Genomic DNA, 15,134 nt, shown 5'->3' on the forward strand with positions numbered 1-15,134 from the left:
ATGGCACGCAAGGATCTGCTCAAGGGATTGATGGGGGATCCGCTTCCCCGGACCGAACCCACGGAACCGAAGATCGTCAAGGCAGAGGAGCCCGGCTCCCCTGCCCGTCCGCGTTATTCCAAGGGGGCCATCGGGGCCGTCAGCCAATCCATTGCCGAACTCAAAAGCCGCGCCCTGATCGAGGTCACCGCCGATCAGATCGACCCCGGCGGGCTGGAAGATCGCCTGGGCGAAGACCCCGAGGACATGGAGCAGCTCAAGGCCTCCTTGCGTGACTACGGTCAACAGGTGCCGGTGCTTCTGCGTCACGATCCCAAGCAGGAAGGCCGCTATCAGATCGTCTATGGCCGCCGACGGATTGCCGCAATGCGGGCGCTGGACATGCCGATCAAGGCAATGGTCCGTGATCTGACCGACGATGAACTGGTCGTCGCCCAGGGTCAGGAAAACACCGCCCGGAAGGATCTGACCTTCATCGAAAAGGCGAACTTTGCCCGGCAGATGCGCGACGGAGGATTCGACCGCAAGGTGATCTGCGACGCGCTGAACATCGACAAGACGGTGATTTCCCGGATGCTCAGCGTGGCGGACACCCTGCCCCTTGCGGTGATCCAGGCGATCGGCCCCGCGCCTTCGGCCGGGCGGGATCGCTGGCGGCTTCTGGCGGATCGCTATGCCAACCGAAGCTCGGGTGCGGAACTGGCGGGGGCTTTGAAGTTCTCGGTCAACCTGCCCTCGGACCAACGGTTCGAGGCCGCGCTTGCCGCGCTGACCGAGGAAAAGCCGAAACCCAAGAAGCCTGATGATCGCGTCGTCACCGGGGCCGCCGATGCGCCCCTGGCGCGCGCGAAATCCTCGGGGCGGAAAACCGTCCTGACGTTTGACAGCAAGGAAACCGACGGGTTCGAAACCTGGCTGATCGACAACCTTTCCGACATTCACCGCGACTGGCTGAAGACCCGCGGCGAATAACCCAGAGCAGCAGCAACCAAGGAGGCACGAAAAACCGGCAGATCCAAAAGAAAAGACCCCCCAGGACATATCATCCCAGAAGGCCTTGTTCGTTCTAGCACCTCGAATTTAGCCCTTTCGGTTGACAGCTGTCAACTCTGCCAAGCGGCAGAGAACGGGAAAGATTTGCCTTTCGTGATAAAAAATGCGGACAGTGACAACGACGCCCTTCGGGGCGCGGCCGGTAACGGCTTGCCTGATGGAAAATCAGGCCCGTGGGCGTGCGCTCGCGCAGATTTCAAGTGTCGACAAGTACCAGGTTCTGAACGCGGTCGGCCTGATCGCTCGTGATCTCGGGCTGTCTGATCGCAATATCGCCGTGCTTCAGGTTCTTCTGTCCTTCCACCCGGATCGGGATCTGAAAGACGGTGCGGCGATGGTGGTCTTTGCCTCCAATGCCTCACTGTCCGAACGTGCCCATGGGATGCCGGAAAGCACCCTGCGCCGGCATCTTTCTTCTTTGGTGAACGCGGGTCTGATCCTACGGCACGACAGCCCGAACGGCAAACGCTATGCCCGCCGTGGTGCCGGTGGCCAGATCACCCGCGCGTTTGGTTTCGACCTGACCCCCCTTCTGACTCGGGCGCCGGAAATCCTTGAACGCGCCAATATCGAAATCGCGCGGCGGGAACAGATCAAGGCAATGCGCGAAGAGGTCTCCCTGATGCTTCGGGATGCGAGCAAGCTGATCGAATATGCTCTGCACAGCGGATTAGAGACGAATTTGGACGAAGTTGACGACCGTACAAAGCTGGCCCGCCAGGTCCTGCGAAGGAAGCTGTCCTATCATCAGTTACGCGAGATGCGCGACCAGATGGCAACTCTGATCAACGACATTCACGCCCGCCTTGGAACACAGATCACCACCGATCCGCAGGTGGAAAACACCGTGGACATCCAGGTGAAAACCGAGACGAAAACAGCGGAACTGAGCGGCAACCCCGCGCAAAATGAGCGCCACTATCAGAAATCAGATAAAGATATACCTGATAAGAAAGCCCCGGACCTGGGGATGGTTCTAACCTCCTGCCCCGATGTCACAGCCTATTTCGACCGACCTGTCAGGGATTGGAGCGATTATCTGTATGCCATCTGTAGCGTGGCCCCAATGGTTGGCATTGATGCACAGAACTGGGCCAAGGCGTGCCAGACCATGGGACCCGAGAATGCGGCAGCAACTGTGGCTGTGTTGGTTCAACGCATCTCTGAAATTGCGAATCCCGGGGCCTATTTCCGAACGCTTGCGCAAAAAGCAGGGGAGGGTGATTTCTCACCGCTCCCCTTGTTGACTGCGCTCGCCCGGAAGGCGGCGTGAAGTTGACAGCTGTCAACTCATCCCTCTTTCGGGGTCTCGACCTCGATCCCGGCGTGGCCAAGAAGTTCGTAAAGCTTCGCGAAGGCCTGATCGGACGTCGTGCTTTCAGATTTGCCCTGGGTCAGGAAGTTCTCGGCCGGACGGGCGAAACGGATTGCTGCGTCAATCTCGCTGTCCGAACCGTCGCGGTAGGCCCCGATGCGGATCAGTTCTTCCATGTCGGAATAACGGGCCAGCGCCCGACGCGCCGCGCGCAGGACCGCGTATTCACCGGGGTTGTGACAATCGGGCAGCATCCGCGAAATCGACTTTTGAAGGTTGACCGCCGGATAGCGCCCCTGTTCCGCGACCGAACGATCCAACACAACGTGACCATCCATGATCCCGCGCACCGCGTCGGAAATCGGTTCGTTCATATCATCGCCATCGACCAGAACGGTATAAAGCGCGGTGATGTCGCCCTTTTCGCCAGTGCCCGGTCCGGCGCGTTCGAGCAGCTGCGGAAGTTCCGCAAAGACGGTCGGCGGATAGCCCTTGGAGGTCGGCGGCTCGCCCCCGGCCAATCCGATCTCGCGCTGCGCCATGGCAAAGCGGGTGACGCTGTCGATCAGCAGCAGAACGTGCAGCCCCTGATCGCGGAAGTATTCGGCCACGGCGGTCGCGGTCCAGGCGGCCTGCCGGCGCATCAGCGGCGGTTCGTCCCCGGTGGACACAACGATCACGGACCGGTTCAGACCTTCGGTGCCCAGGTCCTTCTGGATGAAGTCCTGCACCTCGCGCCCGCGTTCGCCGACCAGACCCACGACAATCACATCCGCCTGTGCCCTGCGCGCCATCATCGACAGCAGGGACGATTTGCCAACGCCCGAGCCGGCGAAGATCCCCATGCGCTGACCCCGGCACAGCGGCGTGAAGACATCGAAGACGCGCACGCCCGTGTCGATGCGATCGCCAACACGGCGGCGGGCATAGGCGTTCGGCGGCGCGGCCTTGGGCGCACAGGCAAGGGGGCCTTCGTGCAGGGTGCCCATATTGTCGATCGGCTTGCCAAGCGCGTTCACCACCCGGCCGATCCAGCTGAGGTCAGGGCGGATGGTTTCGCCGCTGGTCGAGATCTCAACCCGGTCGCCAATCGTCACGCCATCCCAGTTGCCGAAGGGCAGGACCTGGGTGCCGGCGGAAGACACCGCGACGACCTCGGCCAGGACCGGACCCTTTCGCCCATGGATTGTGCAGCGCTGACCGATGCCAAGCGCCCGGTTCAATCCGACCACGGTCAGGGTCAGGCCGACGATGGCGCTGACCTCACCCGCTATTCTTGCTGCTTCGGATGTCCGAGCAAGGGTAGAAAGCTGAGAGAATGCCGTCTTCATGATAACTATCCATTGCTCTTGCGATTTTATTCATGCTAATCTTAGCATCAATTAAGTATATCCTTGGTTGAATGAAAAGGAAACCTTGCTGTGAGGCTGAGCGACCTGTCCTTCTTCAATCTCGCATCCAACCGGATGAACTGGCTTGGCGCGCGCCAGCAGGTGATCGCGCAGAACGTGGCCAACTCGGACACGCCCGGTTTCAAGTCGCAGGATGTGACCCCCTTTGCCGATGTGCTGCGCAGCACCGGAGCGTCCGGCGTACGCACCACCAACAGCCGCCACATCAGTGGCCTGTCCGGATCCCGCGTCGAGGGCATTTCCCAGGTCGAAGACCCGGATGCCTACGAGACCTCGCTGGATGGCAACAACGTCGCGCTGGAACAGCAGACGATCAAGGCGACCGAGGTGTCGGAAAACTATCGCCTGGCGGCGCAGCTGTATCGCAAGGGGCACGAGCTTCTGACGCTGGCCGCAACGGGCGTCAGATAGGGTAGGGGGCAGACATGGATCCGTTGAAATCCATCCTTGATATTTCCGCCAGCGGCATGCTGGCCCAGGGCGAGCGGCTGAAGGTCGTGTCGGAAAACGTCGCGAACGCGTCATCGGTCGGGGCTTCGCCGGGCGAAGATCCCTATCGCCGCAAGACCATCACCTTCGAGGAAATGGTCAATCGCGAAACCGGGGTTTCGACGGTGCATGTCGCCTCGATCGACCGGGACAACACCGACTTCTCGCTGCGGTACGAACCGTCGCATCCGGCCGCGAATGAGCAGGGCTTCATCAAGGTGTCGAACGTTTCGACCGTGATGGAGATGGCCAACATGCGCGAAGCGGCCCGCAGCTATGAAGCCAACATGAACATGTTCGAGGCCGCACGTCGCATGCGGTCGCAGATCATCGATCTGCTGAAGTAAGGGCTGAGCAATGGACAAGCTGATCACCACGGGCCTGGTCAACAACGCCTATGGATCGTCCAGCAAGCTGCAGGGCGGGGCAGGGGCCATTGCGTCGCCCGAGGAAGCCGCCGGCGTCAACTTTGCCGAACTGGTCCGCAATGCCGCGCAGAACACCGTCACCACCGTGCGCGAGGCCGAGCAGGTCCAGCAGGCCGGTCTGGTCGGCGAGGTATCGGCGCAGCAGGTGGTCGAGGCGACGATGGAAATGGAAACCACGCTGCGGCTTGCGGTTTCCGTACGCGACCGTCTGGTCGAGGCCTATCAGCAGATCATGCAGATGCCGATCTGATTGATCTGAACGCGCGCCCCCGAGGTCCGGGGCGCGGGCAAAGCGGGGTGACGTGACTGAGACAGACGCATATGACATCCTGTCGGATACCTTTCTGACGGTGCTGCTGGCATCCTCTCCGATCCTCGGGGTGGCGCTGGCCGTGGGGCTTGTCATCGCGTTCTTCCAGGCGCTGACCCAGATCCAGGAAATGACCCTGACCTTCGTGCCGAAGATCGCGGCGATCTTCGTGGTGCTGCTGATCGCCACGCCGCTGATCTATTCCACGGTCAAGACCCTGTCGGACCGGGTCTTCGACCTGATCGCAAGCGGGACGGTGTGATGCGCAGGGGTCTGTTTGCCGCATTTCTGACAGGACTGACAGTTCTGTCATCTCAGGCATCTGCCCAATGGGCCGGTTTCTACAAGCCGACCGAACGCGCCGTGGCGCGGGTCGAGGCGAGTGCGAACGGGCTGTGCGTGCGGGAAATCCTGCTGGCCCAGATGCGTCACGACATCCCCGATAATCTGTTGCTGGGCATAGGCTTGCAGGAAAGCGGCCTGTACCGCGATGGAGAGCTGACCGTCTGGCCCTATGCCGCGAATGCCGAAGGCCGGGGCAAGTATTTCGAAACCGAAGCCGAGGCGACCGCCTGGGTCGCCGCGCAGCAACAGGCCGGGGTCAAGTCCATCGACGTGGGCTGCATGCAGATCAACATGCTCTGGCATCCCGATGCCTTTGACAGCGTGACCGAAGGCTTCAACCCCGCCAGAAATGTCGAATATGCGGCGCAGTACCTGGCGCGGCTGTACCGGTCAAAGGGCAGCTGGCGCGAGGCCGCCGCCGCCTATCATTCCCGCACGGAAGAGCTTGGCCAGGCCTATCTGGCCCGGCTGGACCGCAACGTCGCCGTCGCCAATGCCGAGCTTGACCGCCTGCGCGCCCTGGTTGGCGCAACCCGCCGCGACCCCGCCCCCAGCAAGCCCCACACGGGGGCCTTCTGGACCGCGGATCTAAGCCAGGACGGCAGCCGCGGACGCACCCTATTCGGGACCGGAGAGCTGTCTCCGATCCTGCCCAATCTCAGCCGGGGGTCCTGATCCATGGCCAACAGCGATCTGATCGGAAACACCAACGGCGGCGGACAGATGTTCGCCCTGGGTCTGAAGAACCGCGACATCGGCTTTGCCTTTGGTGTCGTGCTGGTCCTGGCGGTGCTGTTCATCCCGCTGCCGCCGATCATCCTGGACTTTGGCCTGGCGATTTCGCTGGCGCTGTCGGTGCTGATCCTGATGGTGGCGCTGTGGATTCCGCGCCCGCTGGACTTCAACTCATTCCCGACGCTGCTGCTGGTCGTGACCATGCTGCGGCTGTCGCTGAACGTCGCCTCGACCCGGCTGATCCTGTCCGAAGGGCACACCGGCAGCGGGGCCGCAGGGGGCGTGATCGAAGGGTTTTCGCGCTTCATCGTCTCGGGTAATTTCGTCATCGGGATCGTGATCTTTGCCATCCTCGTGGTGATCAACTTCCTTGTGATTACCAAGGGTTCGACCCGGATCGCGGAAGTCAGCGCGCGCTTCAGCCTGGACAGTATGCCCGGCAAGCAGATGGCGATCGATGCCGACTTGGGCGCGGGCCTGATCGACGAACACGAGGCCAAGCGCCGCCGGAAGGAACTGGAAGACGAAAGCGGGTTCTTCGGGGCCATGGACGGTGCGTCCAAGTTCGTGCGCGGCGATGCGGTGGCCGGCATCATCATCACGCTGATCAACGTGATCGGCGGCATCCTGATCGGTGTGCTGCAGCATGATCTGTCGGTCGGGGACGCGGCGAATTCCTATACCACGCTGACCATCGGCGACGGTCTGGTGACCCAGATCCCGGCGCTGATCGTGTCGCTGGCCGCCGGTCTGATCGTCACCAAGGGCGGCACCGAAGGCGCCGCGAACGAGGCCGTGCTGGGCCAGCTGTCGCGCTTTCCCAAGGCGCTGTACATGGCCGCCGGTCTGCTGGCCTCCATGGGGCTTCTGCCCGGTTTCCCGCTGATCGTCTTCCTGGCGCTTGGCGGGCTGATGGCGGGGCTGGGCTATTACATCGGCCAGCAGGAAGAAAAGGCCGCCGAGGCCAAGCGCCGCGCCGAGATCGAAAAGACACGCGAGACTGCCAAGGCCAAGGAAGACACGGTCCAGTCCACCATGAAGCTGGATGATCTGCGGCTTGAGATGTCGGAATCGCTGGTGCAGCTGATGTCGGCCTCGGACGCGGCGCTGCCCGGCAAGATCAAGTCGCTGCGCAACCTCTTTGCCCGCGAATTCGGCTTTGTCCTGCCCTCGGTGCGGATCACCGACGAACCGGGGCTGCCGATGAACACCTATGCCATCCTGGTGCAGGGGGTCGAGGTCGCAAGGGGAGAGGTCCGCCCGAACGGCATGATGGTGGTGAACCCCGCCGACAACCCGCTGCAGATGGCCGGAGAGGCCGCGAAGGATCCGACATTTGGTCTGGATGCGCTGTGGATCCTGCCCAACCAGGCCAGCGAGGCCGAGCGGCAGGGCTATACCGTCGTCGATCCCGAAAGCGTCATCACCACCCATCTGACCGAGGTGGTGAAGGAACATATGCCCGACCTGCTGACCTATGGCGCAACCCAGCACCTGATCGAGACGCTGGACCGCGATTACCAGAAACTGATCGGGGAAATGGGGTCCAGCCCGGCGATCCTGATCCAGCACGTGCTGCAGGGGCTGCTGAACGAACGGGTCTCGATCCGCAACCTGCCGCTGATCGTCGAGGCCGTGGCCGAGGCCAAGCGCGGCACCTCGAACGTGGTCAACATTGTCGAACACGTGCGCCGCCGCCTGTCGAACCAGATCTGCAAGGCGCTGAGCGATGAAAACGGGTCCATCCCGGTGATCACCCTGTCGCAGAAATGGGATCAGGAGTTCATGGACGCGATCCGCATCAACGGCGACGACAAGAACCTGATCATGGCCCCGCAGCGGATCCAGGAATTCGTGCTGGAAGCCCGTCGCACCATCCAGATGCATGCCGCCGAAGACCGCTGGCCCGCGATCCTGGTCGCGCCCGAGGCCCGCAGCTTCATCCGCAACATGTTGGAACGGGTCAGCCCCATGACCCAGGTGATTTCCCATAACGAGGTGCACCGCAACGCCAACCTGCGCACCCTGACCACCATCGGTAAGGACTGATGGACCTTGGCGCGCTGCTGTCCACCCAGTTCCTTGCAGTGGCGCTGGTCTTTGCACGGATCGGGGCGGCGATGATGTTCATGCCGGGCTTTGGCGAAAGCTTTGTCTTCGTGCGTCACCGGCTGGCGGCGGCGGTGCTGATCGCGCTGGCCATCACCCCGATCGTCGCCACGCCCGGCGCGCCCCCGGGGGGCATCGACCTGGTGAAAGCCATGGGGGTCGAGGTCACGCTTGGCATCTGGATCGGGCTGGTGTCGCGCATCCTTCTGACCGCCATGCAGGTGGCGGGGGCGCAGATCGGCATGGTGTCCGGCCTGTCGAACGCCTTTGCGCCCGACATCGGGTCTTTTCAGGGGTCGACCCTGATCGCGACGGCGCTGCTTCTGGCCTCGGTCGCGGTGATCTTTGCAGCCGACATCCACCATCTGATCCTGGAAGCGCTGATCGAAAGCTATTTCGTCTTTCCGCCCGGGTTGATCATGCCCGGCGATCTGGCCGAACAGATCGCCCGCGCCGCCCAGACGGCGTTTTACATCGGGGTCTCGGTCGCGGCCCCCTTCTTTGTCATGGGCGTGGTGCTGAACCTTGGCCTTGGCCTGACCAACCGGATGCTGCCCAGCCTTCCGGTTTTCTTCGTTGCCGCCCCGGTGCTGATCGCCGCGGGGCTGTTCGTTCTTGTTCTGGCCGTTCCCACGGCCGTGCGCACCTTTGCCACCCGCTTTGTCGAGTGGCTGGGCCTGCTGAGTTTCTGAGGAGGCGCGCATGGCAGAAGAGGACAAGCAGAACAAGACCGAAGCCCCAACCCCGCGAAAACTAAGACAGGCGCGCGAGAAAGGGGACGTTCCGTCATCAAAAGAAGTCGGCAACATGATGTCCGTCATGTCGCTGTTCCTGGTGGCGATCTTCTTCCTCCCGCAGCTTGGGCCGATGCTGGTCGGCAGCCTGCGCCGCGTCTTTGAAAACGCCGGCCAGGTGGTCATCGGGGAAGACCGCCAGGGCATCCGCGACCTGAGCCAGGTCACTATGGAGCTGTCGGGCAGCCTGGCCACCGTGCTGGCCCCGGTGGCCTTCACCATGGTCTTTGCCGCCATCGTCGCGGTCCTGATCCAGGGAGAGGTCGTCGTCGCCGTGGACCGGATCACGCCGAAACTGTCCAAGGTGAACCCGATCGAGGGGTTCAAGAAGATCTTCTCGCTGGATGCGATGGTCGAGTTCCTGAAAAGCGTGGCCAAGGTGCTGGTGGTGGGCGGCATCTCGATCTACATCGCGCAGGTCGCGGTGCGGGGGATCTGGCAGGCGCAGGGCGTCTCGCCCGAGGCGATCCTGCCCTATATCGGGCGCTATGCCTCGATCCTGCTGATCATCATCACCATCCTTCTGACCGTCCTGGCGGCGGCGGATGTGATGTGGAAGCGGTTCCAGTGGATGAAGAAGCTGCGGATGTCGATCCAGGACATCAAGGACGAACACAAGGAAATGGAAGGCGACCCGCTGATCCGCGCCAAGCGGGCCGAACAGCGCCGCCGCAGGGCGCAGCAGCGCATCACCACCGCCGTGCCGACGGCGACCGTGGTGCTGACCAACCCGACCCATTTCGCCGTCGCGCTGCGCTATGACAACGGCACCGACCAGGCCCCGATCTGTGTCGCCAAGGGGGCCGACCTGATGGCCGCGCAGATCCGGAAGGTGGCACGCGACAACGACGTGCCCCTGGTCGAGAACCGCCCCCTGGCGCGCGCCCTGCACGACGTCGCCGAGATCGACGAGGAAATCCCGTTTGAACACTGGCAGGCCGTGGCCGAGATCATCGGCTATGTCCTGGACCTGCAGGCCAATATCCAGCGCATGCCGCCCGAGGGCTCGACCCTGCGGTGGTGGGACGACGAATAGGCGGGGCAGGGGGGGAAGGCCCGGCTGCGGGAGTGATGTCTCAAATTAATTAGCTTGCAAACCATTATCCAGCTATGTAGTTTGCCGGCAGGAGGAGACGTCATGATCAATTACGACGCGCTGATGGCGCGGGAATTCCCTGTCATCGAACATCAGTATACCGCCAAGGACAGCATCCTGTATGCGCTTGGACTGGGGCTTGGGGTCACGGACCCGCTGAACCCGTCGCATCTGCGCGCGACCTATGAACGCGACCCCGATTTTGCCGCGCTTCCGGCGATGGTCAATGTCCTTGGCTATCCCGGCTTCTGGGCGATGGAGCCTGACACCGGCCTGACCTGGCAGAAGATCCTGCACGGCGAACAGGCGCTGACGCTGCATGCGCCGCTGCCCGCCGAAGGCACGCTGGTCAGCCAGCTGCGCATCACCGGCATCGTCGACAAGGGCGAAGGCAAGGGCGCGCTGATCTATTCCGAACGCGACCTGACCGACAAGGCGACGGGCGCGCGGGTGGCCACCGTTTCCTCGACCTCGTTCGCGCGGGGCGACGGCGGTTTTGGCGGGCCGGACGGGCCGGTCAAACCCGTCCAGCCGGTGCCCGAGGGCACGCCGGATGTCACCCATGATTTCACCACGCCCGAAGGGGCCGCGCTGATCTATCGGCTGTCGGGCGACCTGAACCCGCTGCACGCCGATCCGGCCGTGGCCGAAGGGGCCGGGTTCAAACGCCCCATTCTGCACGGGCTTTGCACGCTTGGCGTGGCGTCCTGGTCGATCACCCAGGCCCTGGCGGATGGCGATTTCACCGCGCTCACGCATCTTGAGCTGCGCTTTACCTCGCCGGTCTACCCCGGTGAAACCATCCGCACCGAGATGTGGCGCGACGGCAGCGACATCCGCTTCCGCGCCCGCGTGGTCGAACGCGACGTGGTGGTTCTGAACAACGGTCTGGCGCGGCTGAAATAACGCCCGCCAGATCCCCGCGATTTCCAAGGAGACAGATGATGACCGACCGGCCCCTGCCGACGATCTATGCCGAAACCCGGTTCTACTGGGACGGCGCAAAAAAGGGCAAGCTGCTGCTGAACGCCTGCAAACCCTGTGGCGACAAGGCGTATTTCCCGCCGCGTCCCTTCTGCCCGACCTGCGGGTCGCGCGATGTGGGCGTGATCGAGGCCAGCGGCAAGGGCCGGCTGTATTCCTACATCATCAACCACCTGCCCGCGCCCGGGTACGAACCGCCCTTTACCGTCGCGGTCGTCATGCTGGACGAGGGTGTGAAGATGGTCGCCAATATCCTGGACTGCCCCGCCGATCCTGAAGCGTTGGAGCTTGATATGCCGCTGGAAGTCACCTTCGAGCAGCGCGGCGACATCGCCGTTCCCCAGTTCAAACCCGCCACCGGAGGTGCCGCATGAGCCGCGCAAGTATCGCCATCGTCGGCGCCGCAGAAACCACCCGCATGGGCAAGGTCCCGGAACTGTCGCAAACCGGGTTGCACGCCGATGCCGCGCTGAACGCCATGGCCGAATGTGGCCTGACGCCTGCCGATATCGACGGCGTGGCCACCGGCGGTCACGACGTGGCCGAGATCATTCAGTACCTGGGCATCACGCCGACCTGGTATGATGGCACATCCGTGGGCGGCTGTTCCTTCATCACCCTGGTGCGCCACGCGGCCGCGGCGATTGAAACCGGTCTGTGCAAGACCGTGCTGATCACGCATGGCGAAAGCGGGCGGTCGAACAACCGCAATCACCGCCCGATCTTCCCGTCGATGCAGCAGCAGGAATTCGAATCCATCTATGGCCCGCTGTTCCCGCCGTCGCGCTTCACCCTTCCGGTCATGCGGAAGATGAAGGACGACGGCCTGACCGAGGAACAGCTGGCCATGGTCGCCGTGGCGCAACGCGAGTGGGCCTCCCACCACCCGCGGGCGTCCATGCGCGATCCCATCACCGTCGACGATGTCCTGAACTCGAAGATGATCGCCTATCCCTTCCGGCTGCTGATGTGCTGCCTGGTGTCGGATGGCGGCGGCGCGCTGATCCTGACCAGCGCCGAGAGGGCCAAGGATTTCCCGACGAAACCCGTCTATCTGCGCGGCATGGGCGGTGAATCCGCCGAAGGGCCGATGATTTCCCAGATGGAAAGCTTCAGCTCGTCCAAGGCGTTTCGCGTCTCGGGCAAGATGGCCTTCGAGAACGCCGGGATCAGCCATTCGGATGTCGATCACCTGATGATCTACGATGCCTTCGCGCATCTGCCGATCTACGGGCTTGAGGATCTGGGCTTTGTCGCACCCGGCGAAGGCGGGGCCTTCATCGCCGAGGGCAACACCCGCCCGGGCGGCAAGCTGCCGCTGAACACCAACGGGGGCGGCCTAAGCTACATGCATTCGGGCATGTACGGGATGTATGCCTTGCAGGAAAGCATGCGGCAGATGCGCGGCGTTTCGCCGGCGCAGATCGACGACGCCAAGCTTTCCGTGGTGCATGGGGTCGGGGGCATGTTCAGCGCCGCCGCGACCGTGGTACTGACCACCGAGGACCAGTGGTAGGCCGGACCCGGCCACCACACATAACGGTCTAAGAATAAGGCCAAATCTCAAGGGGAGGGGACGAGATGGCAGGGGCACTTGCTGGGCTAAGGGTATTGGACCTGACGGATCACCGTGGCCTGTTGGCCGGGCGCATGCTGGGCCTGATGGGCGCGGATGTGCTGGCGATCGAGCCTCCGGGCGGAGGTGCCGCGCGGAGGGAGCCTCCCTTCGATACCGAGGGCGGGTCGCTTTACTGGCAGACCTATGGCACCGGACGGTCGTCGCTGATCCTGGATCGCGCGACGGAAGAGGCGCGGCTGCTGGACCTGATCGCCCTGGCCGACGTGGTGCTGGAATGCGGCACGCCGGGCCGCGATCCCTTCCTGGACACCGACGCGCTGCTGGCGCGGAACCCGGGCGTGATCCACGCCATCATGACCCCCTTTGGCCTGACGGGCCCGGGGGCGGGGCGGGCCTCGTCCGACCTGACGCTCTGGGCGGCGGGCGGACCGCTGAACCCGACGGAATCCCAGGCCGGCGTGCCGACGCGGCTGTCCCTGCCGCAGGCCTGGCACCACGCGGCGGCCGATGCGCTGTGCGGCGTCATGGTCGCGCTGGAAGCGCGGCGGCGGGGTGGCAAGGGCCAGCGGGTGGTCAGCAACGCCCAGGCCTCGGCCACGCAATGCACCCTGTCGCTGTCCATGGCCGCCGTCATCGGCCACCCGAATTACGTCTTCCGGGCCGAGGTGAAGTCGAAGAAGAAAAAGGAACTGGACCTCTCGGGGTCCGGGTCGCGCACGCAGCGGTCGAAATGGCCGGTCAAGGACGGGTTGGTCGAGATGCACCTGGCGCTTGGCCCCGCCGCCGGTCGGTTCACCAACAACCTGTTCAAGTACCTCGACAGCATCGGGGTCGTGTCGAAGAAATTCGTGGAATGGGACTGGATCACCCTGCCGCCCCGGATCGAAAACGACGAGATCAGCGAAGACGAGATGGAGCAGGCCCGCACCGAGGTCGCCGCCTGGTTCGCCACGATCACCAAACGAGATGCGGTCGAGCTGGCGCTAGAGCATCGCCTGATGCTGGCCCCGATCTTTGACGCGGGCGATCTGCTGGACAGCCCCCATGCTGCCGCGCGCGGATTCTTTGACGAGGTCGGCGCGCTGAAACTGCCCGGCAAGCTGGCGCTTGGCTGGGACAAAGGCTTTGTGGCCCCCGCGCCGGCCCCAGGTCCGGGCGAAGGTGGCGACGCCATGGTCACCGCCTGGAGCCAGCCGCGCGAAACGCAGCCCTTTGCCCCGGCCAAGGTCCCTGCGCAGGTCGCGAAACCTCTGGACCAGATCAAGGTGCTGGACCTGTCCTGGGTGGTCGCCGGCCCGATGATCGGCCGCAACCTGGCCGATTTTGGCGCGCAGGTCATCCGCATCGAAAGCGTGAAAAAGCCCGAGGTCGCCCGTCTGACCGGCCCCTTCCCGGGCGGCGAAAGGAACCTGAACAAATCCGGCCTGTACGAAAACTGCAACGCCGGGAAGCTGGGCGTGACCCTGGACATGGGCACCGAGGATGCCAAGCAGATCGTGCGCGATCTGGCGGCCAAGGTCGACGTGGTCGTCGAAAGCTTTGCCCCCGGCCAGATGGACAAATGGGGCCTGGGATACGAGGTCCTGTCGCAGGAGAACCCGGGCCTTGTCATGGTCTCGACCTGCCTGATGGGGCAATCGGGGCCGTGGTCGTCGCTGGCGGGCTTCGGCAATATCGGCGCGGCCATGTCGGGGCTGCAGATCCTTGCGGGCCGCGAAGGGGCGGATCCGATCGGACCCTACGGGCCCTATACCGATTTCGTCGCCCCGCGCCTGGCGCTGCCGGTTCTGCTGGCCGCGCTTGAGGATCGGCGCAAGACGGGGCAGGGGCGCAAGCTGGACATCAGCCAGGCCGAGGCCGGGATGCAGTTCATCGCCGAGGCCTTCGCACAGGCCTCGGTCACGGGAACCTCGCCTGTTGCGCGGGGCAACCGGGACGCGAGTTGCGTGCCGAACGAATGCTACCGCTGCGCCGCGCCTGAAGGCGACAGCGCCTGGATCGCCATCAGTGTCAGCGATGACGCCGCCTGGCGATCGCTGCGCGACGTGACCGGGCTGGCGGTGCTGGCCGACCCGGGGCTGGAGCGCCTTGCGGGCCGGATTGCGCAGGAACGGATGATCGACAGCGCCCTCGCGGACTGGTGCAGCAGTCGCGACGCGGCTGAGGTTGCCGCGCTGCTGCAGGACGCCGGGGTGGCCGCCGCCGTGGCCGCAACGCCTGCCGATCTGGCCGCAGACGCGCAGCTGGCGCATTGGGGTCATTTTGAAACCCGCCCCCGCACCGACGGCACGCCTGCGCATCACGAGACCTGCCGGTTCCAGCTAAGCCTGACCCCCGCCGAGGTGCGCGTCGCCGCGCCCGAATACGGCCGGGACACGAACCTGGTGCTGCGCGACTGGCTGGGGCTGGATGAGGCACGGATTGCGGAATTGCGCGAGGCTGGTGCGCTGACCTGATGGGGTTGGATTAGCGGGGGGGGGGGGGG

The 15,134-nt window shown here is 64.0% G+C and carries 15 protein-coding genes; 14 read left to right on the forward strand and 1 reads right to left on the reverse strand.

Annotated features, from left to right (window positions below; translation table 11 throughout):
• Together repB and repC are read left to right on the forward strand one after the other, a co-directional pair.
• Positions 1-972 (forward strand): plasmid partitioning protein RepB, encoded by a 972-nt coding sequence (repB, locus tag BMX99_RS17090; RefSeq protein ID WP_093454784.1) that lies wholly within the window; start codon positions 1-3, stop codon positions 970-972.
• Positions 973-1,156: 184 nt separating this feature from the next.
• Positions 1,157-2,326 (forward strand): plasmid replication protein RepC, encoded by a 1,170-nt coding sequence (gene repC / locus BMX99_RS17095; protein ID WP_093454787.1) that lies wholly within the window; start codon positions 1,157-1,159, stop codon positions 2,324-2,326.
• A gap of 17 nt (positions 2,327-2,343) precedes the next feature.
• On the opposite strand, the gene fliI is transcribed toward repC, so the two are convergent.
• Entirely contained in the window at positions 2,344-3,699 is a 1,356-nt protein-coding gene (gene fliI, locus BMX99_RS17100) for a flagellar protein export ATPase FliI (protein ID WP_093454790.1), read from the reverse strand.
• A 90-nt stretch (positions 3,700-3,789) separates the two neighbouring features.
• On the opposite strand from fliI, the gene BMX99_RS17105 reads away from it, so the two are divergent.
• The 12 genes from BMX99_RS17105 (at position 3,790) to BMX99_RS17160 (ending at position 15,105) form a co-directional block, all read left to right on the forward strand.
• Positions 3,790-4,191: a flagellar basal body rod protein FlgB gene (locus BMX99_RS17105; RefSeq protein ID WP_093454793.1), complete on the forward strand. Its 402-nt coding sequence runs from the start codon at positions 3,790-3,792 to the stop codon at positions 4,189-4,191.
• Between the two features lie 14 nt (positions 4,192-4,205).
• Complete coding sequence (gene flgC, locus BMX99_RS17110; protein WP_093454796.1) at positions 4,206-4,616, forward strand: flagellar basal body rod protein FlgC; 411 nt, start codon at positions 4,206-4,208, stop codon at positions 4,614-4,616.
• A gap of 10 nt (positions 4,617-4,626) precedes the next feature.
• The gene (locus BMX99_RS17115; protein ID WP_093454799.1) at positions 4,627-4,947 is read left to right on the forward strand and encodes a flagellar hook-basal body complex protein FliE; all 321 of its coding nucleotides are present in this window, start codon (positions 4,627-4,629) and stop codon (positions 4,945-4,947) included.
• Positions 4,948-4,999: 52 nt separating this feature from the next.
• Complete coding sequence (locus BMX99_RS17120) at positions 5,000-5,269, forward strand: flagellar biosynthetic protein FliQ (RefSeq protein WP_093454802.1); 270 nt, start codon at positions 5,000-5,002, stop codon at positions 5,267-5,269.
• Complete coding sequence (locus BMX99_RS17125) at positions 5,269-6,027, forward strand: transglycosylase SLT domain-containing protein (protein ID WP_093454805.1); 759 nt, start codon at positions 5,269-5,271, stop codon at positions 6,025-6,027. The genes BMX99_RS17120 and BMX99_RS17125 overlap by 1 nt, the downstream gene beginning before the upstream one ends.
• Before the next feature lie 3 nt (positions 6,028-6,030).
• Complete coding sequence (gene flhA / locus BMX99_RS17130; protein WP_093454808.1) at positions 6,031-8,136, forward strand: flagellar biosynthesis protein FlhA; 2,106 nt, start codon at positions 6,031-6,033, stop codon at positions 8,134-8,136.
• On the forward strand, positions 8,136-8,888 hold the full coding sequence (locus tag BMX99_RS17135; protein ID WP_093454811.1) for a flagellar biosynthetic protein FliR: 753 nt from the start codon (positions 8,136-8,138) through the stop codon (positions 8,886-8,888). Before flhA ends, BMX99_RS17135 begins: the two co-directional genes overlap by 1 nt.
• 10 nt (positions 8,889-8,898) lie before the next feature.
• Positions 8,899-10,026: a flagellar biosynthesis protein FlhB gene (gene flhB / locus BMX99_RS17140; RefSeq protein WP_093454815.1), complete on the forward strand. Its 1,128-nt coding sequence runs from the start codon at positions 8,899-8,901 to the stop codon at positions 10,024-10,026.
• Between the two features lie 102 nt (positions 10,027-10,128).
• A complete protein-coding gene (locus BMX99_RS17145; protein ID WP_093454818.1) occupies positions 10,129-10,992 on the forward strand; it encodes a MaoC/PaaZ C-terminal domain-containing protein in 864 nt (287 codons plus the stop codon).
• A 38-nt stretch (positions 10,993-11,030) separates the two neighbouring features.
• Positions 11,031-11,444, forward strand: a complete 414-nt coding sequence (locus tag BMX99_RS17150; RefSeq protein WP_244525661.1) for a Zn-ribbon domain-containing OB-fold protein — start codon at positions 11,031-11,033, stop codon at positions 11,442-11,444.
• The gene (locus BMX99_RS17155) at positions 11,441-12,586 is read left to right on the forward strand and encodes a thiolase C-terminal domain-containing protein (RefSeq protein WP_093454822.1); all 1,146 of its coding nucleotides are present in this window, start codon (positions 11,441-11,443) and stop codon (positions 12,584-12,586) included. Before BMX99_RS17150 ends, BMX99_RS17155 begins: the two co-directional genes overlap by 4 nt.
• A 65-nt stretch (positions 12,587-12,651) precedes the next feature.
• Complete coding sequence (locus BMX99_RS17160; RefSeq protein WP_093454823.1) at positions 12,652-15,105, forward strand: CaiB/BaiF CoA-transferase family protein; 2,454 nt, start codon at positions 12,652-12,654, stop codon at positions 15,103-15,105.
• Positions 15,106-15,134: the final 29 nt, after the last annotated feature.

This window comes from Pseudooceanicola nitratireducens (genome assembly GCF_900109195.1).
Taxonomy (GTDB): domain Bacteria; phylum Pseudomonadota; class Alphaproteobacteria; order Rhodobacterales; family Rhodobacteraceae; genus Pseudooceanicola; species Pseudooceanicola nitratireducens.